General features: G+C 71.9%; 13 protein-coding genes and 1 pseudogene. 3 read left to right on the forward strand and 11 right to left on the reverse strand.

What is annotated here, in order from left to right:
- Positions 1 to 37 precede the first annotated feature (37 nt).
- From gap to ACZ61E_RS24800, 7 genes and pseudogenes are all read right to left on the reverse strand, one after another.
- A complete protein-coding gene (gene gap / locus ACZ61E_RS24770) occupies positions 38 to 1042 on the reverse strand; it encodes a type I glyceraldehyde-3-phosphate dehydrogenase (protein WP_469702049.1) in 1005 nt (334 codons plus the stop codon).
- Positions 1043 to 1347: 305 nt separating this feature from the next.
- Positions 1348 to 3543: pseudogene (locus ACZ61E_RS24775) on the reverse strand (M14 family metallopeptidase); the annotation flags it as partial.
- Positions 3544 to 3731: 188 nt separating this feature from the next.
- Entirely contained in the window at positions 3732 to 4721 is a 990-nt protein-coding gene (gene whiA, locus ACZ61E_RS24780) for a DNA-binding protein WhiA (protein ID WP_023542507.1), read from the reverse strand.
- The gene (locus ACZ61E_RS24785) at positions 4712 to 5746 is read right to left on the reverse strand and encodes a gluconeogenesis factor YvcK family protein (protein ID WP_469702050.1); all 1035 of its coding nucleotides are present in this window, start codon (positions 5744 to 5746) and stop codon (positions 4712 to 4714) included. Before ACZ61E_RS24785 ends, whiA begins: the two co-directional genes overlap by 10 nt.
- Positions 5743 to 6783: an RNase adapter RapZ gene (gene rapZ, locus ACZ61E_RS24790; protein WP_469702051.1), complete on the reverse strand. Its 1041-nt coding sequence runs from the start codon at positions 6781 to 6783 to the stop codon at positions 5743 to 5745. The genes ACZ61E_RS24785 and rapZ overlap by 4 nt, the downstream gene beginning before the upstream one ends.
- The gene (gene uvrC, locus ACZ61E_RS24795) at positions 6776 to 8893 is read right to left on the reverse strand and encodes an excinuclease ABC subunit UvrC (protein ID WP_469702052.1); all 2118 of its coding nucleotides are present in this window, start codon (positions 8891 to 8893) and stop codon (positions 6776 to 6778) included. Before uvrC ends, rapZ begins: the two co-directional genes overlap by 8 nt.
- A 104-nt stretch (positions 8894 to 8997) precedes the next feature.
- A complete protein-coding gene (locus ACZ61E_RS24800; RefSeq protein ID WP_469702053.1) occupies positions 8998 to 9426 on the reverse strand; it encodes a Rieske (2Fe-2S) protein in 429 nt (142 codons plus the stop codon).
- A 144-nt stretch (positions 9427 to 9570) separates the two neighbouring features.
- Here ACZ61E_RS24800 and ACZ61E_RS24805 point away from each other — a divergent pair, with 144 nt between their 5' ends.
- The gene (locus ACZ61E_RS24805) at positions 9571 to 10497 is read left to right on the forward strand and encodes a carbohydrate kinase family protein (protein ID WP_469702054.1); all 927 of its coding nucleotides are present in this window, start codon (positions 9571 to 9573) and stop codon (positions 10495 to 10497) included.
- On the opposite strand, the gene ACZ61E_RS24810 is transcribed toward ACZ61E_RS24805, so the two are convergent.
- The 4 genes from ACZ61E_RS24810 to uvrA form a co-directional block, all read right to left on the reverse strand.
- A complete protein-coding gene (locus tag ACZ61E_RS24810) occupies positions 10445 to 15085 on the reverse strand; it encodes a non-ribosomal peptide synthetase (protein ID WP_469702055.1) in 4641 nt (1546 codons plus the stop codon). The two genes, ACZ61E_RS24805 and ACZ61E_RS24810, sit on opposite strands and share 53 nt — an antisense overlap.
- A 96-nt stretch (positions 15086 to 15181) precedes the next feature.
- On the reverse strand, positions 15182 to 16816 hold the full coding sequence (locus ACZ61E_RS24815) for an amino acid adenylation domain-containing protein (RefSeq protein WP_469702056.1): 1635 nt from the start codon (positions 16814 to 16816) through the stop codon (positions 15182 to 15184).
- Positions 16817 to 16847: 31 nt separating this feature from the next.
- Positions 16848 to 17093: an acyl carrier protein gene (locus ACZ61E_RS24820; protein WP_469702057.1), complete on the reverse strand. Its 246-nt coding sequence runs from the start codon at positions 17091 to 17093 to the stop codon at positions 16848 to 16850.
- 105 nt (positions 17094 to 17198) lie between these two features.
- Positions 17199 to 20186: an excinuclease ABC subunit UvrA gene (uvrA, locus tag ACZ61E_RS24825; RefSeq protein ID WP_469702058.1), complete on the reverse strand. Its 2988-nt coding sequence runs from the start codon at positions 20184 to 20186 to the stop codon at positions 17199 to 17201.
- A gap of 229 nt (positions 20187 to 20415) precedes the next feature.
- On the opposite strand from uvrA, the gene ACZ61E_RS24830 reads away from it, so the two are divergent.
- Positions 20416 to 21102 carry a maleylpyruvate isomerase family mycothiol-dependent enzyme gene (locus tag ACZ61E_RS24830; RefSeq protein ID WP_469702059.1) on the forward strand — a complete coding sequence of 229 codons (687 nt, stop codon included), beginning with the start codon at positions 20416 to 20418 and terminating at the stop codon, positions 21100 to 21102.
- Between the two features lie 10 nt (positions 21103 to 21112).
- Positions 21113 to 21769 carry an MBL fold metallo-hydrolase gene (locus tag ACZ61E_RS24835; protein WP_469702060.1) on the forward strand — a complete coding sequence of 219 codons (657 nt, stop codon included), beginning with the start codon at positions 21113 to 21115 and terminating at the stop codon, positions 21767 to 21769.
- Positions 21770 to 21792: the final 23 nt, after the last annotated feature.

A 21792-nucleotide genomic window follows, 5' to 3' on the forward strand; every position in this document is an offset into this window, starting at 1 on the left:
CTGTCGTTCACATCGGGAGTTGTCTACCGGACCGGCGTCAGAGCTGACCGCCGACGAAGGTGGTCAGGTCGACCAGACGGTTGGAGTAACCCCACTCGTTGTCGTACCAGCCGATGACCTTCACGCTCTTGCCCTGGACCATGGTCAGGGAGGAGTCGAAGGTGCAGGAGGCCGGCCAGTTGACGATGTCCGAGGAGACGATCGGGTCCTCGGTGTACTCCAGCAGGCCCTTGAGCTGCCCCTCGGCGGCCTTCTGGAACGCGGCGTTGACCTCGTCCCTGGTCACCTCGCGCTCCAGCTCGACGACCAGGTCGGTGACGGAGCCGGTCGGGACCGGGACGCGCATCGCGATGCCGTCGAGCTTGCCCTCCAGCTCCGGGATCACCAGGGCGGTCGCCTTGGCGGCACCCGTGGTGGTCGGGATGATGTTCTCGGCGGCGGCACGGGCGCGGCGCAGGTCCTTGTGCGGGAAGTCCAGGATGCGCTGGTCGTTGGTGTACGCGTGGACCGTCGTCATCAGGCCCTTGACGATGCCGAAGTTCTCCAGGAGGACCTTGGCCATCGGCGCCACACAGTTGGTGGTGCAGGAGGCGTTGGAGATGACGTGGTGGTTGGCCGCGTCGTACTTGTCCTGGTTGACGCCCATCACGACCGTGATGTCCTCGTCCTTGGCCGGAGCCGAGATGAGGACCTTCTTGGCGCCGCCCGCGATGTGCTTCTCGGCGTCGGCCTTCTTGGTGAAGATGCCGGTCGACTCGACGACGATGTCGACGCCCAGCTCACCCCAGGGGATGTCGGCCGGGTTGCGCTCGGAGAGCACCTTGAACGTCTTGCCGTCGACCGTGATCGTGTCGGCGGTGTGGCTCACCTCTGCCTTGAGGCGACCCATGATCGTGTCGTACTTCAGCAGATGAGCGGTGGTCGCGGTGTCACCCAGGTCGTTGACAGCCACGATCTCGATGTCGGCACCCTGCTCCAGCAGCGCGCGGAAGTAGCTGCGACCGATGCGGCCAAAGCCGTTGATGCCTACGCGGATCGTCACGAACCGATCTCCTCGTTGGTACGCCGGGTTTCGACGCCGGCGAGTGCGTATGGGATGTCCCCGACCACTTATGACCCTACCTCCCCCCGGACTCCTCGGTGACATCGACCGGGCGGTACGGACCGGCGCCGCCCCGTACCGCCCGGTAGGGGTAGGGGGCGGCGCGGGCGGGGTCAGCCGCGCAGGGCCCGCAGCGCCTTTCCGAGCAGCGCCGCGCGCCGCTCCGCGTCCGTGACCTGCTCCAGCCCGAAGCCGAGCAGGACGGTGTCCCTCGTGGTGACCGCCGCCGCGCCGGTCCCGGTGTCGTACGTCCCGGCCGCCACACTGGCGAACTGCGGGAAGAGGTCCGGGGCGAGCACGGAGGAGGTGACGGTGTACGCACCGGCCTGGTCCAGCGGGTTGCCGGGCACCGCGCCGAGCGGTCCCGACGTCCCGAGGAGGGCGCCGGCCCCGGTGAAGGCGGTGACGCCGGCCGCGGAGGTCCGCCCGTACGCGCCGAGGTAGTACTGGCTGAAGTCGTTCGTACGGGTACGCCCGACCTGCGCGTTGCCGCCCGCCTGCTCGCCCGCCTCGATCAGCTTGCCGCCCTCGTTGAGGTAGTCGCGGACCGCCGGCTGGGTGTCACCGCCCGGGGCGACGGCGCCGGTGTGGTGGACGACGGTGGCGAAGTGGCCCAGGACGCCCAGGTGGTGGGGTGCGCCCTGTTCGGCGACGTCCCAGACGGCGGCGGTACGGCCGTTGGCGCGCAGCGCGTCGACGTACGCCTGCGCGTACTGCGCGGGCGCGCCCTCCTCGGCGACGACGAGGGTGTCGGCCCTGGGGCGTTCGGCGACGGTGTAGGTGAAGCGCTCGCTGGTGGTGGGCTTTCCGCTCTTCGTGCGGCCGGTGAACCAGACCTCGACGCGGTCGCCCGGGCCGGCGTCCTCGACCTCGGCGCGGTACTCGTCGAAGTGGAGGTTGTCCTCACCGCCGTAGGTCTCGCCGCCCCGCCAGGCGCGGAGCCTCTCGTCGTGTGTCCGGCCGCCGTTGACGCGGTAGTTCAGCTCTTTCTGCCGTACCGACTTGCGGGCCGTGACGGCGACCTCTTGGTCGGCGCCGCGTCCGTAGGAGGTGGTGAAGGTGTCGGGGGTGAAGTCGGGTGCGCTCAGTCCGACGGGGGACGACGGCCGGTCGGGGTGCGACGCGGTCTCGGCGACGGAGAGCGCGAAGGGGATGTTCTTGGCGAACTCCGCCTGGATCAGCTCCTCGTCGTCGGGGAAGTTGAAGCCGGACCGGCAGTCGTCCGCTTCCCAGGCGTCGTCGGGGATGCTGTCTGAGACCGTCTCGCAGGTGGTCATCTCCGGGGTGAACATCATGATCCCGTTGACGTTGGCGCCGTGTCCGTCGGCCTCGCCGTTGGTGGTGTACAGCTCGGAGGAGACCTGGGGGTAGTAGCCGGGGACGGCGGGGTTCTCGGGGGTGCCGGCGAGCGACCGGTAGAGGACGTCGTCGGGGGTCGGGGTGGCGACCTGCCAGCCCACGCCGTAGAGGAGCAGTTCGGCGGCGGAGTGGTAGTTGATGCCGTAGTCGAACCCGACGCGCTTCTGGAGGCTGTCGATCGCCCGGGTCTCCGGCTCGGAGCCGGGGGACGCGCCCCGGTAGGTCTCACTGGTGGACAGCGGGGACGAACCCTCGTTGTCGTAGCCCCACTTGTAGGTGAAGTTCCGGTTGAGGTCGATGCCGTCGCCGCGGGAGATGACGCCGTCGCCGTTGACGTCGCGGAGGTTCTTGCGCCAGAGGCGGTTGGCGTCGGCGGCGTGTGTCCAGTCGTAGCCGTCGGGGTTGGCCGACAGGACGAACCACAGCTCGGTGGAGTCGACGATCTTCGTGATCCGCCGGTCCTTGCCGTAGTTGTCCAGATAGTGGTGCATCAACCGCCGTGTCATCTCGGGAGTGATCCACTCCCGGGCGTGCTGGTTGGACATGTAGAGCACGGAGGGCCTGGCGCCGTCCTTGCTCCTGGCCGCGCCCTTGGTGAGCTTGAGGGCGAGGATGTCCTTGCCCTGGACCGTCCTGCCGATGGAGACGACCTTGGTGAGCCCCGGGTGGGCGGCGGCGGTCTCCCGTATCTCCTCCTGGAGATTGCCCGGACCGCTGTACGGGCGGTAGACACCGTCCCCGGCCGCCCTGAGCCGGGATTCCGCTTGCGGGTCGACCGTGCGCTCGGCGACCCCGACGCCCCGGGTCTCCAGATCGCGCGCCTGGTCGTCGGTGAGGAACAGCTGCACCTTCGCCCTGCCGCCGGGCGGGACGGATTCGCCCAGCTCATGGGCGTCCTGGCCGGCCGCGAGCAGCAGCGACACCTGGTCGGCGGTGACCTGTGCGTCGAAGACCTTCAGGGTGTCAGCGGCCGGGGCCGGGGACTCCCCGGCCGCGGTCCCGGCGTGTGCGCCGGGCGCCGCCGTTATTCCGCTCAGCAACAGCGCGCCCGCCGCGAGGATCGATCTCGCTCCGCGTCTCATGTGCCCCCCTTGCCATGGTCCGTCACAGGCGTGACGGGACGCCGCCAGGCTCGCCAAGCCGCATGGTCATGTCAAGAGCGCGTCGGGGGCACGAGAAATGCCGCTGCCGGCCCCCGTGGGGTACCGGCAGCGGCATCGGCGCGGCCCGGTCCGGGCGCGGCGCATCCTCCGTACGGAAGGGGGGCCGGTCAGCCGACGAGACCGTCCGCCATCTCCTCCGAGAGCGTCGACTCGGTCCCCGGAATGCCCAGGTCCTGGGCCTTCTTGTCCGCCATCGCCAGCAGCCTGCGGATCCGTCCGGCCACCGCGTCCTTGGTGAGGGCCGGGTCGGCGAGCGCGCCCAGTTCCTCCAGCGACGCCTGCTTGTGCTCCATCCGCAGCCGGCCGGCGGCGGCGAGGTGCTCGGGCACCTCCTCGCCCAGGATCTCCAGCGCCCGCTGCACCCGGGCCCCGGCCGCCACGGCCGCGCGTGCCGAACGGCGCAGGTTCGCGTCGTCGAAGTTGGCGAGCCGGTTGGCCGTCGCGCGGACCTCGCGGCGCATCCGCCGCTCCTCCCACGCCAGCACCGACTCGTGCGCCCCGAGCCGCGTCAGGAGCGCGCCGATCGCGTCGCCGTCCCGTACGACGACCCGGTCCACACCCCGGACCTCGCGGGCCTTGGACGGAATCTGGAGCCTGCGGGCCGCGCCGACGAGCGCGAGGGCCGCCTCCGGCCCGGGGCAGGTCACCTCCAGCGAGGAGGAGCGCCCCGGCTCGGTGAGCGAGCCGTGCGCGAGGAACGCGCCCCGCCAGGCCGCCTCGGCGTCGCAGGTCGCGCCGGAGACCACCTGGGGAGGCAGTCCGCGGATCGGCCGGCCCCGGCCGTCGACCAGACCGGTCTGACGGGCCAGCTGGTCACCGCCGGTGATCACCCGTACGACGTAGCGGCTGCCGCGGCGGAGTCCGCCCGGGGCCATCACGACGAGCTCCGAGTTGTGCCCGAAGATCTCCAGGATGTCCTTGCGGAGCCGGCGCGCGGCGATGCTGGTGTCCAGCTCCGCCTCGATCACAATGCGTCCGCTCACGAGGTGGAGACCACCCGCGAACCGGAGAATCGCCGAGACTTCCGCCTTCCTGCAGCACGTACGGGTGACGGGAAGCCGGGCGATCTCGTCCTTCACCGCTGCCGTCATCGCCATGGGCCGATCCTTCCATGCATCCGGAAAATACGGTCGTACGCGGCGGCCAACAGCTCCGGGTCGTGCTTCGGAACCCCGTCCGGCCGGGCCACGGGAGCCAGCTCGACCGCGGCACCGAGCCGTCGCGCGGCATCGGAGAGTGATTCGCTGTCGGGCACGGCGGCCTCGTCGGCAAGCACCACGTCCAGGGCGAGTTTAGGGGCGTGTCGTCCCAAAACCTCCAAATGACGCTGCGGTGAGAAGCCATCGGTTTCGCCGGGTTGCGGCGCGAGGTTGAGCGAGAGGACCCGGCGGGCCTTCGTCTCGACGAGCGCGTCGAGCAGCTCGGGCACGAGCAGATGGGGAATCACGGAGGAGAACCAGGAGCCGGGGCCGAGCACCACCCAGTCGGCGTCCAGGACGGCGGCGACGGCCTCGGGCACCGCCGGCGGGTCGTTCGGCACGAGATGCACGGACTGCACCTCGCCACGGGTCAGGGCGACCGTGGCCTGTCCGCGTACGGTCTCTATGTCGTCCGGGCGGGCCGGGTCGTGGCCCCGTACGAGCGCCTGGAGCTCCAGCGGCACCGCCGACATCGGCAGCACCCTGCCGTGGGCGCCGAGGAGCTTGCCGACCAGGTCCAGGGCCAGCACGTGGTCGCCGAGCTGTTCCCAGAGGGCGACGATCAGCAGATTGCCGACGGCGTGCTCGTGCAGGTCGCCCTTGGACTGGAAGCGGTGCTGGATGACACGGGCCCAGGTCTGGCCCCAGTCGTCGTCGCCGCACAGCGCGGCCAGCGCCTTGCGCAGATCGCCGGGCGGCAGCACGCCCAGCTCCTCGCGGAGCCGGCCGCTGGAGCCGCCGTCGTCGGCGACCGTGACGACCGCCGTGAGGTCGCCGGTGATCCGGCGCAGCGCCGTCAGGGAGGCCGACAGCCCCATCCCGCCGCCGAGTGCGACGACCTTGGGCTGGGCGCCGCGCCCACGCCCGGCCAGCGTCGGCGCGGTCCTGCGCAGCCGACGCAGCCGGAAGTTGCGTCCGGTCACTCGCGCCCCATGTCCCGGTGGACGACCACGGTCTCCATTCCCTCGGCGGCCAGCCGGGCGCCGAGCTTCTCCGACATGGCGACGGAGCGGTGCTTGCCGCCGGTGCAGCCGACGGCGACGGTCACATAGCGCTTGCCCTCACGGCGGTAGCCGGTGGCGATCAGCTCCAGCAGTTCCGTGTAGCGGTCGAGGAACTCCTTGGCTCCCGGCTGGTTGAAGACATAGCCGGACACCTCCTCGTTGAGGCCGGTGAAGGGGCGCAGCTCGGGGACCCAGTGCGGGTTCGGCAGGAAGCGGCAGTCGACGACGAGGTCGGCGTCGACGGGCAGGCCGTACTTGTAGCCGAACGACATGACGGTGGCCCGCAGCTCCGGCTCCTCGTCGCCGGCGAACTGGGCGTCCATCTTGGCGCGCAGCTCGTGGACGTTGAGGCTGGAGGTGTCGATCACCAGGTCGGCGTCGCCGCGCAGCTCGCGCAGCAGGTCGCGCTCGGCCTCGATGCCGTCGACGATCCGGCCGTCACCCTGGAGGGGGTGCGGGCGGCGTACGGACTCGAAGCGGCGGACCAGGGCCTCGTCGGAGGACTCCAGGAAGACGATCCGCCGGGTCACCTGCTTGGCGTCGAGGTCGGCCAGGGACTCACGGAGGTTGTCGAAGAAGCGACGGCCCCGTACGTCGACGACCACGGCGATCCGTGCCACGTTGCCCTGCGAGCGGGCACCGAGCTCCACCATCGTGGGGATGAGGGCGGGCGGCAGGTTGTCCACGACGAACCAGCCCAGGTCCTCCAGGCACTTGGCGGCCGTGCTGCGGCCCGCTCCCGACATGCCGGAGATGATCACCAGCTCGGGGATGGCGGACTCGGGGGCGCTCCCCTCGGGGACGGCGGGGCCGCCCGCCGGGCCGGCCCCCGCGCCGGACCGACCCGCGGTCGCCCCGGTGGTCCCCCCGCCGGTCCTCTCGGCCGCCGCCCGCGCGGCCTTCTCGGGCTCACCCGTACTCACGTCCGCCACTCCGTCCCGGTCTCGCTCAGTCATGCGTGCTGCCCCCGTCGTCTTCCATGATCTCTCCTGTCGCCGTGTTCACAGCGGGCGCGGCGGGTGCCGCCTGCGCGAGGGCCACGGCCACGGACTCGGCCGTCTTGCGGCCGAGCCCCGGCACCTCACAGATCTGCTCGATTGTGGCCTGCCGGAGCTTCTTCACCGAGCCGAAATGCTTGATGAGCGCCTGCTTCCGGGTCTCGCCGAGGCCGGGCACGTCGTCCAGCGGGCTGCTTCGAATGCGTTTCGCCCGTTTCGCCCGCTGATAGGTGATGGCGAAGCGGTGGGCCTCGTCGCGGACGCGCTGGAGGAGGTACAGGCCCTCGCTGGAGCGGGGCAGCACCACGGGATCGTCGTCGTCGGGCACCCAGACCTCTTCGAGGCGCTTGGCGAGGCCGCAGACGGCGACGTCGTCGATGCCCAGTTCGTCCATGGCGCGCTTGGCGGCGGCGACCTGGGGCTGCCCGCCGTCCACGACGACCAGCTGGGGCGGGTAGGCGAAACGCCTGGGCCTGCCGTCGTCGTCCTTCAGGGAAGGCCCGGAGCGCCCGTTCCGGCCGTCCTCGCGGTCCGCGCCGGTCGCCTCCGTCGCCCCGGTCGCGCCGTCCGCCCCGGTCGCGCCGTTCCCCGCGGGTGAGTCCGGGTCCGGGCCCGGGTCGGCGGGTCCCTCCGCCTCCTCCGTCCACTCCCCCGTCCGCTCCTTCTCGGCGAGGTAGCGCCTGAACCGCCGGCCGATCACCTCGTGCATGGAGCGGACGTCGTCCTGGCCCTCGAAGCCCTTGATCTGGAAGCGGCGGTACTCGCCCTTGCGGGCGAGGCCGTCCTCGAAGACGACCATCGACGCGACGACGTCGTCACCCTGGAGGTGCGAGATGTCGAAGCACTCGATGCGCAGTGGCACGCTGTCCAGCCCGAGGGCCTCGGCGATCTCCTCCAGGGCGCGGGAGCGCGTGGTCAGGTCGCTCGCCCGCTTCGTCTTGTGCAGGACGAGGGACTGCCGGGCGTTGCGCCCCACCGTCGCCATCAGGTCCTTCTTGTCACCGCGCTGCGGGACGCGCAGCGACACCTGCGAACCCCGGCGCTCGCTCAGCCACTGGCCGAGCGCCTCCGTCGCCCGGGGGTCCTCCGGCAGGGCCGGGACGAGCACCTCCTTGGGAACGGAGTCGCCGATCTCCTCCCCGTACAACTGCTGGAGCGCGTGCTCGACGAGACCCGCCGTGTCGACCTCCTCGACCTTGTCCGTGACCCAGCCGCGCTGGCCGCGGACACGTCCGCCGCGGACGTGGAAGATCTGTACGGCCGCCTCCAGTTCGTCCTCGGCCACCGCGATCAGATCGGCGTCGGTGGCGTCGGCGAGGACGACGGCGTTCTTCTCCATCGCCCGGCGCAGCGCCCCTATGTCGTCGCGCAGCCGGCCCGCCTTCTCGTACTCCATGTCCTCGGCGGCGATCGCCATCCGCTGCTCCAGGCGGCGGATGTAGGCGCCGGTGCGGCCGGCCATGAAGTCGCAGAACTCCTCGGCCAGTTCACGGTGCTCGTCCGGGGTGACACGCCCGACGCAGGGCGCCGAGCACTTGCCGATGTAGCCGAGGAGGCAGGGGCGTCCGGTGCGCTCCGCGTTCTTGAACACCCCGGCGGAGCAGGTGCGTACGGGAAAGACACGGAGCATCAGGTCGACGGTCTCGCGGATGGCCCAGGCGTGGCCGTACGGACCGAAGTAGCGCACGCCCTTCTTCTTGGCGCCGCGCATCACCTGCACGCAGGGGAACTCCTCGTTCAGCGTGACCGCGAGATACGGATAGCTCTTGTCGTCGCGGTACTTGACGTTGAACCGGGGGTCGTACTCCTTGATCCACGAGTACTCCAGCTGGAGCGCCTCGACCTCCGTGGAGACGACGGTCCACTCGACGGACGCGGCCGTGGTGACCATCGTGCGGGTGCGCGGGTGGAGGTTCGCGAGGTCCTGGAAGTAGCTGGAGAGCCGCGGGCGCAGGCTCTTGGCCTTCCCGACGTAGATCACCCGGCGGTGATCGTCGCGGAATTTGTAGACCCCCGGGGAGTCGGGGATCTGTCCCGGCTTGGGACGGTAGCTGGAGGGGTCGGCCATGTCCTCCACCCTACTTGCGGGCACGGACAGTCAGGCCGTGGCGGGTGGGAGCGGGGAGGTGTCACGGGGGTGCGCGCGGAGCGTTCCGGGGCCCGCGACGGGTGTCAGGCGTCGGGGCCCGCGACGAGCCTGCCGCCCTTGACGGCTATCGGCACCTCGGGCAGCGGCTCCGTCGCCGGGCCCTTGGTCGCCTCGCCCGTCGTGACGTCGAACCGGCTGCCGTGGCAGGGGCAGTTGCCCTCGGTGCCCTCCACCTTGTCGAGCGCGCAGCCCGCGTGGGTGCACTGCGCCCTGAACGCCTTGTACTGGCCCTCGGCGGGACAGCTCACCACCAGACGCTCCTCGCGGAAGAGCTTGACGCCGCCGACCGGCACGGCGTCGGCCGCGCCGAGGTCGACCGGGGCCGTCGGGGTCGGCTCCACGGCACTGCCCAGCTCCGAGTCGGTGGAGCAGGCCGCCGCGCCGACGCCGGCCGCACCGGCCAGTGCGACCCCCTTCAGGACGGTACGACGGGGGGTGGGCCGGGCGGGCATGGTGCCTCCACTCGTAAGAAGGACGGCTCGGAAGGACGGCGCTGCGCCCGACCCTACCCAGCGCGGTCGCGGGACAGTCCTCCGGTACCGGCCCGGCCGCTCACACGCTGTCCCTCGCGAGCACGACGGGTTACCTTCGGCGGTGTGATCGTCGTCGCCGGAGAGGCCCTGATCGACCTCGTGCCGCTGACCGCCGCCGGGAACCCGGGCGCACCGCGCGGGGAGACCGGGGAGTCGCTGGAGCCCCTGCTGCCCCGGCTCGGCGGCGGCCCGTACAACACCGCCGTCGCCCTCGGCAGGCTCGGCACCCCGACCGCGTTCTGCTCGCGCGTCTCCACGGACGGCTTCGGAACGGCCCTGTTGGACGGTCTGCGGTCGGCGCGCGTCGACACCTCCCTCGTACAGCGCGGCCCCGAACCGACGACGCTCGCCGTCGCCTCGGTGGGAAGCGACGGTTCGGCAGGCTACGGCTTCTACGCGCGGGGCACCGCCGACCGGCTCTTCGAGCTGCCGGCCCGACTGCCGCCGTCGGCGCGGGCGCTCGCCCTCGGCACCTGTTCGCTGGTACTCGAACCGGGCGCGAGCGCCTACGAGGCACTGCTGCGGCGGGAGGCGGACCGCGGGGTCTTCACGCTGCTCGACCCGAACGTCCGGCCACCGGTGATCGCCGACGCCGACGCCTACCGCGCCCGTTTCGCGACATGGCTGCCGTACGTGTCGCTGCTGAAGCTCTCCGAGGAGGACGCGCGGTGGCTCGGGGGTGTGCCGCGCGGTCCCGCGGCCGTGGTGCTGACGCGGGGCCGCGACGGGCTGACCGTACGGACACGGGCCGGGGCGGAACTCACCGTGCCCGCCGCCCCGGCGGAGGTCGTCGACACGATCGGCGCGGGCGACACGGTCAACGCCGCGCTGCTGCACCGGCTGGCGGCCCTGGACGCCCTGTCGGAACGGGCGCTGGAGGCGCTCGGCGAGGACGGCTGGCGGGACGTCCTCGGCTTCGCCGCGCGTGCCGCCGCCGTCACCTGCTCCCGCACCGGCGCTGAGCCTCCTTACGAGGACGAGCTGCCGTAGCGGGCGACGGCGGAGCCGGCTGTGGCTTCGCCCCCGCGGCGGCGAGCCGGCCGGCGGCACCCCGGGCGGCCGGTGGCGGCAGGAATCCCGTTCGGGTGAAGTACTCCACGTACGTGGCGAAGAGCGCCTCGTCGATGTCGCGGCAGCGGATCCCGGTGCCTTCCAGCGCCCGCCGGGTGTCCTGCGCGTCGAAGAGCACGCTGCCCTCCGAGCCCCCGCCGCGCGTCTCGGCGGCCATGGCCGCGAGCAGCGGGAAGGCCGCGTTGCCGGGGTCCGCCTCGGTGGCGGCGAGCCAGTCGGCGGCCGGGACGTCGTCGACGGCGTGGCCCCGTGCGCGCAGCCGCGCCACGGCGGTGTCCATGCGCAGTGGCCGCTCCCCCGCGATGTGGAAGGTCCGCCCCGGCGAACGGTGCTGGCGCGAGAGGGCGACCACGGCGGCGCTGACGTAGTCCACCGGCACGAGGTCGAAGGCGGTGTCGATGTCCGAGGGGGCCACGCCCGCCTGGAGGCAGCCCTTGAGCAGCAGCCACATGAAGTCGCCCGTCTGGCACACGCCGGTGGCCGAGTCGCCGGTGATCCGGGTCGGCCGGTAGACGGTGACCGGCAGCCCCCGGGCGCGCGCGGCCTCGGCAAGCCGCTCCGCGGCCCACTTGCTCTGTGTGTAGCCGTGCTCCAGGGCCGAGGGCGGTCCGGTCGGGTCCAGGGGGCGTACGGGCCGTACGGCGCCGCCGGGACCCTCGCCCGCGCCGTCGGGACCGCCGCTGCCGCCTCCGTACACACCGACGGTCGAGACATGGTGGACGGGCACGGTGCGGTGAAGGGCGGCCAGCCGCAGGATCTCCTGTGTGCCGTACACGTTGGCGTCCCGCAGCTGTTCGTAGGAGAAGACCAGGTTGACGGCGGCCCCGGCGTGGTAGACGGCGTCGACGGTGCGGGCGAGCCGGTCGAAGGCGGCGGTGGACAGGCCGAGCCGGGGCCGGGCGAGATCACCCGTGACGACGGTGACGCGGTGCTCCGTCGACGGATCGGTGAGGCCGTACGACTCACGGGCGGAGCGCAGCCTCTTCTCCGCGTTCGCCCGGTCGCTGCCGCGCACCAGACAGTGGACGGTCGCACGGGTCTGCCGGAGCAGCTCCCTCAGGAGGAAGGCGCCGAGGAAGCCGGTGGCGCCGGTGAGGAGTACGTGGTCCGGGTCGGGGACGACGGCGCGGACGTCGGCCGCGGCAACGATGTCGGGATCGAGCCGGACGTCACCGCCGATGTCGGGGGTCCGTGCCGTCCGCCCGGCGTCGTCCACGAGAGCGGCGAGGCCGGCGACGGTGGGTGAGGTGAAGACCGAGCGCAGCGGCACCTGTACGTCCAGCTCCTCACGGAGCGCGAGGACGAGCCGGGTCGCCAGTAGGGAGTCGCCGCCGAGCGTGAAGAAGTCATCGTGCGCGCCGATGGGGTCGGGGACGGGTCCGAGCAACCGCGACCACAGGTGCGCGATCCGTTCCTGCGTGGCGGTGAGGGCGGCGGTGGCCCGCCCGGTGCCGCTGCCGCCGGCCCTGTCGTCGCGGTCCTCGCCCGGGACGGGGCCGGTCCCGGCGAGCGCCGCGCGGTCCACCTTGCCGCTCGCCGTGAGCGGGAAGCGGTCGACCGGTACACAGCGCGCCGGCACCAGCGGGGCGGGCAGCCGGGTGCGCAGCGCACGCCGTATCTCCTCGGGCCCGGCCGGACTCCGGTCAGCGGCGATGTAGTACGCGAGGAGCCGCTTCCCGGCTCCGGGGCCGAGGTCCTGGGCCACGACGGCCGCGTCGGCCACGCCGGGCTGGGCGCGTACGGCCGCCTCCACCTCACCGGTCTCCACCCGGTGGCCGCGGATCTTGACCTGGCCGTCGCTCCGGCCGAGGTACTGGATCCGGCCGTCGGGCAGCAGCCGGGCAAGGTCGCCGGTGCGGTAGAGGCGGCCACCCGCCCCTGGGTCCGCGGCCGCGCCGGCGCGGGAGCGGATGGCGGGGATGCCGGCCGCCACGAACTTCTCCGCGGTCAGCTCCGGGCGTCCCACATAGCCGCGGGCCACCACCGGTCCGCCCACGCAGATCTCCCCCACGGCGCCCGGCGGCACCGGCCGCAGCCGCTCATCCAGCAGCAGGACGGTCGCGCCGTCGACGGGCCGTCCGATGCTCGGCAGATCGGGCCAGGAGGCCGGGTCGGGCCCGAGGCGGTCCGCCGTCACGACATGTGTCTCGGACGGGCCGTACTGGTTCTCCAGGGTGGCCGAGGTGAGCGAGCCGAAGAACCGCCGCAGCGCGGGCGTGACATGGAGCTGTTCGCCCGCCGTGAGCACCTCCCTGAGGGAGTCGCAGCGCCGGCCGGTGGCGCACGCGTACTCCACCAGTTGCTGGAGTGCGACGAACGGCAGGAACAGCCGCTCGATCCGCTCCGACCCGATCAGGTCGAGCAGTTGGTGCGGGTCCCTGCGGACCTGTTCGTCCACCAGGACGAGCGCGCCCCCGGCCGCCCAGGTGGCGAAGATCTCCTGGAACGCGACGTCGAAGCCCAGGGGCGCGAACTGAAGGGTGCGCGCCCCCACGCGGGTGTCGGGGTCCGTCGCAGACCGGCGGCGCTGCCACTCGACCAGGTTGGCCAGCGGACCGTGCTCCATGGCGACGCCCTTGGGCTCCCCCGTGGAGCCCGAGGTGTAGATGACGTACACGAGGTCGTCGGCGCCCACCGGAACGACCGGTGCGGCAGGCCCGGCCGCGGGTCCGTCCGGCCACTGCTCCGGCGGACCGTCGACGAGCAACGCCTCGACCCCCGGGGGCAGTCCGGCCGGCCGGCACCGCCGCTGGGTGAGCAGGACGTCGATCCCGCTGTCCCGCACGGTGAACGCGATCCGCTCGGCCGGGTGCTCCGGGTCGATCGGCACACAGCTGCCGCCCGCCTTCAGCACCCCGAGTACCGCCACCGGCAGATCCTCCGTCCGCCCCACGCAGACGCCGACCGGGCGGCGTACGGCGCCCCGCGCGACAAGGAGCGCGGCGACCCGGTCGGCGGCGGCGTCCAGCTCCGCGTACGACAGGGTCCGCCCCCGGGTGACGACGGCGGGCGCGTCCGGTGTCAGCCTGGCCGCGCGTGCGAACGCCTCGTGGACGAGCGGGACTTGGTGCGGGGGCGGCGCGCCGTGCGCCCACTCGGTGAGCGCGAGCCGCTCCTCGTCGGCCGGCAGGACCGCGAGATCCTGGAGGGCGGTGTCCGGCCGGGCGACGGCGTCGGCGACGAGCGTACGGAACCGGGCCGCCAGGCGCTGCGCCGTCGCGTGGTCGAAGAGGTCGGCGGAGTACTCCCACCGCCCGTGGTACCCGTCGCCGTCCGGGACCAGGTGCAGGAACACGTCGTACTTGGCGGTGCCGCCGTGCACCTGGAAGCGCTCGGACTCGACGCCCGGCAGGGTCAGCGCCGACGGCGGCGCGTCGTCGACCGCGAACACCACCTGGAACAGCGGGAACCGGCTGAGCGTGCGCTCGACGCCCAGCTCGCGCACCAGATGGCTGTACGGCACGTCCTTGTGCCGGACGGCCGATCGCACCCGCTGCTTCGTCTCCACGACCAGGTCCGTGAACGACCGGTCGTGGCGCGGCCGTCCGCGCAGCGGCAGCACATCGGTGAGACAGGCGATCAGGTCCTCGATCTCCGGCTCGTCGCGGCGCGACACCGGTGTGCCGATGACCAGGTCCTCCTGGCCGCTGTGCCGGCCGATCAGCGCGGTGAGCGCGGCGGCCAGCACGACGAAGCGGGTCGTGCGCAGCCGGGCGGCGAGGCCGCGTACCAGCGATCCCGTGGCGGCGTCGAGGGTGAAGTCGACCTGACCGCCGTGGTGGCTCAGGGCCGGCGGGCGCGGCCGGTCGGCGGGGAAGGACGACTCGTCGGGCGCGCCGGCCAGTTCGGCCCGCCAGTGCCCGATCAGCCGCGCGCGGTGGTCGCCGCCTGTGCCGCGCTGGCGCCTGGCGTACGGCCCCGACTGGAGGGGCAGTTCGGGCAGCCGGGGCGCCCTGCGTTCGGTCTCGGCGCGGTACAGCTCACTGAACTCCCGGTCGAGGAGGCCGAAGCACCAGCCGTCGATCACGGCGTGGTGGATCGCGACGGCGAGTACGGACTCGCCGTCGGCGACGGCGGGCGGACCGTCGCCGCCGCTGCGGTCCTCACCGCCGTTCCCGCCGTTCCGGTCCGTCCGGTCCGTCCGGTCGGTGGTCACCAGCAACGTGGCCTTCAGCAGCGGCGGTTCGGCGAGGTCCGTCTGCCGGGTGACCGCCTCCCTCAGCGCCGTCTCCCGCTCGTCCGCGGTGATCCGCCGTACGTCGACGGGAATCCGCATCGGCGGCAGGACGATCTGCCGCGGGTCGCCGTCCACGAGCGTCAGCCGGCTGCGCAGCGCCTCGTGCCGGGCCACGATGCCGGTCAGCGCGGCCTCGACGGCAACGATGTCGACCGGCCCCCGCAGCCGGTGGACCCACGATTCCAGATAGCGGGACGTGCCCTGCTGGTACTGGTCGTTGAGCCAGATCGACTCCTGCTCGAACGACATCGGATAGGTACGCGGTTCCATCGCTTCTCGCTTCGTGGTGCGAACGACTGGGACGGACCTCTGGGGGGTGGCGAAGGAGGCCGGTACGGCGATATTCAGACACCGATCATGCGTCGCTCAGCCCGGCAGGTCCAACAGAGCGGCGATGTCGATCTTTCCGTTGGGCGTCCGGGGGAAAGAGCCGATGCGCCGGACCCGGTCGGGCACCTGGGCACGCGGAAGCACGGCCGAGAGCGCCTTGCGCACGGCGTCCGGCTCCGCGGTGCCGCCGGCCGCGCCGCCGGCCGTCCCGTCCTCCCCGGAGGACGACCGCGTCCCGGCGAGCGGTTCCTCGGTGTAGAACATCGCGAGGCGCTCGAACGCACCGCTCTCACCGGCCACGGGAAGCACGGCGCACTCGCGGACCCCCGGCAGCCGGAGGGCCGCGGCCTCCGTCTCGGCGGGCTCCACACGGTGCCCGGCGATCTTGATCTGCCGGTCGGCCCGGCCGTGGAAGTGCAGCACCCCGTCGCCGTCCAGCCTGCCGAGATCGCCGGTGCGGTAGATCCTCCGGGGGCCGGTGCCGGGGTCGAACACGGCGAAGCTCTCCGCCGTGGCCCGCTCGTCGCCGAGGTAACCGCCGGCCAGCCCCTCCCCGGAGACACAGATCTCGCCGAGCGCGCCGCGCGGGACCTCGCGGGCGCCGTCGAGGATGTGAAGCGTGGTGCCGGGGACGGCCGTGCCGAGCGGGATGCCGTACTCGGCCTCGCAGTCGGCCGGTCGGATCCGGTGGGTGGTGACGAAGACGCAGCACTCGACCGGGCCGTAGCCGTTGAGCAGCGTGATCCCGGGGTGGCGGGCGAGGAAGGCCCGGACGTGCGGGGCGGAGAGCCGCTCACCGCCGGTGAACACCTGGCGCAGTCCGGTGAAGCAGTCGGGGTCCTCGTCCACGAAGAGGTTGAAGAGCGCGGCGGTGAGCCAGACGGTGTCGAGGCCCGTGGACCGGACGAGTTCGGCGAGGTCGTCGGGGAGGAAGTAGTCGCCGTCGACGAGCACGACCGTGCCGCCGGTGGTCAGCATGCCCCACAGTTCGAGGGTGAACGCGTCCCAGGAGACGGGGGCGGCCTGGGTCATCACACGGCCGGGGCCGAAGTCGGCGAAGCCGTCCGGGCCGAAGAGCCGGGTGGTGGCGCGGTGCGGGGAGAGCACGCCCTTGGGGGTGCCGGTGGTGCCCGACGTGAAGAACACGGTGGCCGGCGCGGCGCCGTCGGGCTTCGGCGCCTGCGCGGGCTCGGAGTCGGGCTCGGAGTCGGGCTCGGAGTCGGGCGCCGGGGCGCGGACGGCCGCCTCGCTCAGCTCCTCGTCGGGCGGACTCCAGACGGCGCGCCCGCCGATGGCCGCGCCGGCGGACGGGGCCTCGGCCGCCGGCCGGCCCACCACGACGGGCGGCGCCAGCATGCCGAGCACGGTGCGCAGCCGGTCGGCGGGGAGTTTCGGGTCCAGCGCCGCGTAGGCGGCGCCGAGCCGGAGTACGGCGAGGAGCACGGCGACCAGCCGCGGGGAACGCGGCAGCAGCACGGGCACCAGCTGTCCTGGGCCCACACCGAGGCGGCCGAGTTCCACGGTGTACGCCCGCGCCGCCAGGTCGAGCGTCCGGTAGCTGACATGCCGGCCCTCGAAGACGAGTGCCGTGGCGTCCGGCCGGAGCCGGGCCTGTGAGGCGACGGCCTCATGGATGAGCCGCACCTCGGGGATGCGGGACGAGCGGGCCACGCGAGCCATGAGAAGTCGGTCCCCGTCCCCGTCAGACGGCTTCGCCACTGGCGATCACAGCGGCGGTGAAGTCGGCGACCGTGTCGCTGTCGAAGACCGTGTCGGGAGAGACCCTGATGCCCAGCTCTCTCTTGACGCGGGTGCATATTCGTACCGCTTGGAGGGATGTGCCGCCGAAGTCGTAGAAGCTGTCGGACGGCTTCAACTCATCGGCTTCGAGGACTTCTGCCATGATCCGGACGACGGAGTCGCTGTCGCCGCGCTGCTGCTCGGACACCTTCATCTCTCATCCTGCCGATTGATGGAAGGTGCCCATTCTGACCCAGATCTGGCGCGTGAGTCGGGCCGAGGCGCCGCACGGCGACACCTCGGCCCGCCGGGGTCAGGACTTGCGTGACCGTGCCGCGGTCTTCTTGGCCGGGGCCGTGCCCGCGGCGGACTTCGCCGTGCCCGCCGCGGCCCTCTTGGCCGCCGTCTTGCGGGCCGGCGGCTTCGTCCGGGCGGAGGGGGCCGCGTCGCTGATCCGCTCCGCGTCCAGGATCTCCCGGAGGAACTTGCCGGTGTGGCTGGTCGCCACTCCGGCCACCTGCTCCGGTGTGCCCTCGGCGACGACGAGCCCGCCGCCGCTGCCGCCCTCGGGACCCATGTCGATGACCCAGTCCGCCGTCTTGATGACATCCAGGTTGTGCTCGATGACGATCACCGTGTTGCCCTTGTCGACCAGTCCCGACAGCACCGTGATCAGCTTGCTGATGTCGTCGAAGTGGAGACCGGTGGTGGGCTCGTCCAGCACGTACACCGTGCGGCCCGTGGACCGCTTCTGGAGCTCGCTGGCCAGCTTCACGCGCTGCGCCTCGCCGCCCGAGAGGGTCGGCGCGGACTGACCGAGCCGCACATAGCCCAGACCCACCTCGTTGAGCGTCTTGAGATGGCGCGAGATCGTCGGGACGGCCTCGAAGAAGTCGAGCCCCTCCTCGATGGGCATGTCCAGCACCTCGGCGATGGACTTGCCCTTGTAGTGGACCTCCAGGGTCTCCCGGTTGTAGCGCGCGCCGTGGCAGACCTCGCACGGGACGTACACGTCGGGCAGGAAGTTCATCTCGATCTTGATCGTGCCGTCGCCCGCGCAGTTCTCGCAGCGGCCGCCCTTGACGTTGAAGGAGAAGCGTCCCGGCAGATAGCCGCGGACCTTCGCCTCCATCGTCTCGGCGAAGAGCTTGCGCACATGGTCGAAGACACCGGTGTAGGTGGCCGGGTTGGACCGGGGCGTACGGCCGATGGGCGACTGGTCGACATGCACGACCTTGTCGACCAGGTCGTCCCCGTCGACCCGGGTGTGGCGCCCCGGCACCGACTTGGCGCCGTTCAGCTCGCGGGCCAGGTGCGTGTAGAGGATGTCGTTGACCAGGGTCGACTTGCCGGATCCGGAGACACCCGTGACCGCGGTGAACAGGCCGAGCGGGAACGACACGTCGATGTCCCGCAGGTTGTTCTCCCGCGCTCCGTGGACGGTGAGCCCGCGCCCGGGGTCGACCGGCCTGCGGACGTCCGGGGTCGGGATGACCTTCTCGCGGGCGAGGTACTGCCCGGTGATCGACTCCTCGTTGGCCAGCAGCCCCTTCAAGGGGCCCGAGTGGACGACCTTGCCGCCGTGCTCGCCGGCGCCCGGGCCGATGTCGACGATCCAGTCGGCCACCTTGATGGTGTCCTCGTCGTGCTCCACGACGATCAGGGTGTTGCCCATGTCGCGCAGCCGGATGAGGGTCTCGATCAGCCGGTGATTGTCGCGCTGGTGCAGACCGATCGACGGCTCGTCCAGCACGTAGAGGACGCCGACCAGACCGGAGCCGATCTGGGTGGCGAGCCGGATGCGCTGTGCCTCGCCGCCGGAGAGGGTGCCGGCCGCGCGGTTGAGCGAGAGATAGTCCAGACCGACGTCGACCAGGAACCGCAGCCGTTCGTTGACCTCCTTGAGGACCCGCTCGGCGATCTTCTTGTCCCTGGCGTTCAGCGTCATCTTGCCGAGGAAGTCGGCGCACTCGCTGATGGACATCGCGGAGATGTCGGCGATGGACCTGTCCATGACCGTGACCGCCAGGACGAGCGGCTTGAGGCGGGTGCCCCGGCAGGTGGGGCAGGGCACCTCGCGCATGTACCCCTCGAAGCGCTCCCTGCTGGTGTCGCTCTCCGCCTCCGAGTGCCGCCGCTTGACGAAGGAGACGGCGCCTTCGAACGCCGGGGTCGTGTAGGCCCTCTCGCGGCCGTACCGGTTCCGGTACCGCACCTCGACCTGGGTCTTGTGGCCGTACAGCAGGGCCTTCTTGGCACGCTGCGGCAGTCCGGCCCACGGGATGTCCGTACGGAAGCCGACGGCCTGCGCCAGCCCCCCGATCATCCGGCCGAAGTACTCCTTCGTGTGGCCGTGCGACCAGGGGTGGATCGCGCCCTCGTCGAGCGACTTCTCCTCGTCGGGGACGATCAGCTCCGCGTCGACCTCCATGCGGGTGCCGATGCCCGTGCAGTCCGGGCAGGCGCCGAAGGGCGAGTTGAAGGAGAAGGAGCGGGGCTCCAGCTCCTCGAAGGACAGGTCGTCGTACGGGCAGTAGAGATGCTCCGAGTACATCCGCTCGCGCTCGGGGTCGTCCTCCGGGAGGTCGACGAAGTCCAGGACCACCATGCCGCCGGAGAGTCCGAGCGCGGTCTCGACCGAGTCGGTCAGCCGGCGCTTGGCGCTGCCCTTGACCGTGAGGCGGTCGACGACCACCTCGATGGTGTGCTTCTCCTGCTTCTTCAGCTTCGGCGGCTCGCTGAGCTGGATGGTCCGCCCGTCGACGCGAGCCCGGCTGTACCCCTTGGTCTGGAGGTCGGAGAACAGGTCGACGAACTCCCCCTTGCGCTCCCTGATCAGCGGCGACAGCACCTGGAAGCGGCTGCCCTCGGGCAGCTCCAGGACCTTGTCGACGATGGCCTGCGGCGACTGGCGGGCGATCGGCCGGCCGCACTCGGGGCAGTGCGGCTTGCCGATACGGGCGAAGAGCAGCCGGAGGTAGTCGTAGACCTCGGTGATCGTGCCGACCGTCGACCGGGGGTTGCGGGACGTCGACTTCTGGTCGATGGAGACGGCCGGCGAGAGACCCTCGATGAAGTCGACGTCGGGCTTGTCCATCTGGCCGAGGAACTGCCGGGCGTAGGAGGACAGCGACTCGACATAGCGACGCTGTCCCTCGGCGAAGATCGTGTCGAACGCGAGGGAGGACTTGCCCGACCCGGAGAGCCCGGTGAAGACGATCAGGGAGTCACGGGGGAGGTCGAGCGAGACGTTCTTGAGATTGTGTTCGCGAGCGCCACGGACGATGAGACGGTCGGCCACGCCGGTCCGCACCTTTCTAGAGAGAAGCAGGGGCGGAGCCCCCGTCCCAGGGTAATGGGGGTCGCCAGAGCGATGGACTGCCAAACGGGGAGACCCGGGTCACTGGGGCACCGGGCTGCGAGGGCTCCCCAACCAGGATGCCTCCGACGAGCCTATAGCACGCGCATTCGATTTACGGCCGCCGGTCGCCACCTTCACCCGAAGGAGTGGTGGGGCTATCGTCGGCCCCATGCTCGATCATGTGCGCGACCTGGAATCCCTACGCGAAGCGACCGAGCGGCTCCTCGGCGCGGTCACCCGACTGGACAACGCCTCCGCCGCCGAGGCGTCACGGCTGCCGGGCTGGAGCCGCGGCCATGTACTGGCCCATATCGCCAGGAACGGTGACGCACTGGTCAATGTGCTCGAAGGGCGGCCGATGTATCCGGACGCGGTCACCCGCGACGCCGACATCGAGCGCGACGCCCCCCGGCCCCTCGACGCACAGCTCGCCGACGTACGCGCCACCGCCGACCGCTTCCAGCGCGTGGCCGCCGTCCCCGCCGACTGGACCCGTACCGTCGCGCTCCGCAACGGTGTGACCGACGTGGCCGCCCGGGTCCCGTTCCGCAGGCTCGTCGAGGTCGAGCTGCACCATGTCGACCTGGGCATCGGCCTGGAAATCGAAGACCTCCCGGGCGGATTCGTCCACCGCGAGATCGACTTCCTGACCGAGCGCTTCGCCGGGCACCCGGACGTACCTCCGCTGACCCTGACCACGCCCGAGGGTGCCACCTGGCGCACCGGCCGCGCCGACGGCACCCCGGCCGCCGTCACCGGCCCCGCGCCCGACCTCATGGGCTGGCTCGCCGGCCGCCGGGACGGGGCGGCCCTCAGTACGCCGGAGGCCACCCTGCCCGTACTGCCCCCGCTATAGGCTGGACCGTATGACTTACAGCGGAGCCGTGAAGCTCGACGGACCGGCCGACGTGCACGAGTTGACCGACCTGATGATCTCCAAGGTCGCCGTCGGCCCGATGAACAACAACGCCTATCTGCTGCGCTGCCGGGCCACCGGGGAGCAGTTGCTGATCGACGCGGCGAACGACGCGGCGACGCTGCTGACGCTGATCGGTGGCGACGGCATCGCGTCCGTCGTCACCACCCACCGGCACGGCGACCACTGGCAGGCACTGGCCGAGATCGTGGCGGCCACCGGCGCCGTGACGTACGCCGGGCGGTACGACGCCGAGGGGATCCCGGTCCCGACCGACGTCCTGGTCGAGGACGGCGACACGATCCGGTTCGGCCGCGTCGAGCTGACCGCCCGGCATCTCGTCGGCCATACGCCGGGCTCGATCGCCCTGGTCTACGACGACCCGCACGGCCACCCGCACCTCTTCACCGGCGACTGCCTCTTCCCCGGCGGTGTGGGCAACACCCACCAGGACCCGGACGCCTTCGCCAGCCTGCTCGGCGACGTCGAGACGAAGCTCTTCGACCGGCTGCCGGACGAGACCTGGGTGTATCCGGGACACGGCGACGACACCACGCTCGGCAGCGAGCGCCCGCAGCTTCCGGCCTGGCGCGAACGCGGCTGGTAGCGGCGGGCGCTCGCGCGCCGTGG

Source organism: Streptomyces sp. NPDC104581, from assembly GCF_055583685.1.

What these genes read in the sequence shown, in the direction of transcription:
- rapZ (WP_469702051.1), bottom strand. Translation starts at nt 6,783, where the DNA reads ATGACTGAGCGAGACCGGGACGGAGTGGCGGACGTGAGTACGGGTGAG.
- ACZ61E_RS24800 (WP_469702053.1), bottom strand. Translation starts at nt 9,426, where the DNA reads ATGCCCGCCCGGCCCACCCCCCGTCGTACCGTCCTGAAGGGGGTCGCA.
- ACZ61E_RS24830 (WP_469702059.1), top strand. Translation starts at nt 20,416, where the DNA reads ATGCTCGATCATGTGCGCGACCTGGAATCCCTACGCGAAGCGACCGAG.
- ACZ61E_RS24835 (WP_469702060.1), top strand. Translation starts at nt 21,113, where the DNA reads ATGACTTACAGCGGAGCCGTGAAGCTCGACGGACCGGCCGACGTGCAC.
- uvrC (WP_469702052.1), bottom strand. Translation starts at nt 8,893, where the DNA reads ATGGCCGACCCCTCCAGCTACCGTCCCAAGCCGGGACAGATCCCCGAC.
- ACZ61E_RS24810 (WP_469702055.1), bottom strand. Translation starts at nt 15,085, where the DNA reads ATGGAACCGCGTACCTATCCGATGTCGTTCGAGCAGGAGTCGATCTGG.
- whiA (WP_023542507.1), bottom strand. Translation starts at nt 4,721, where the DNA reads ATGGCGATGACGGCAGCGGTGAAGGACGAGATCGCCCGGCTTCCCGTC.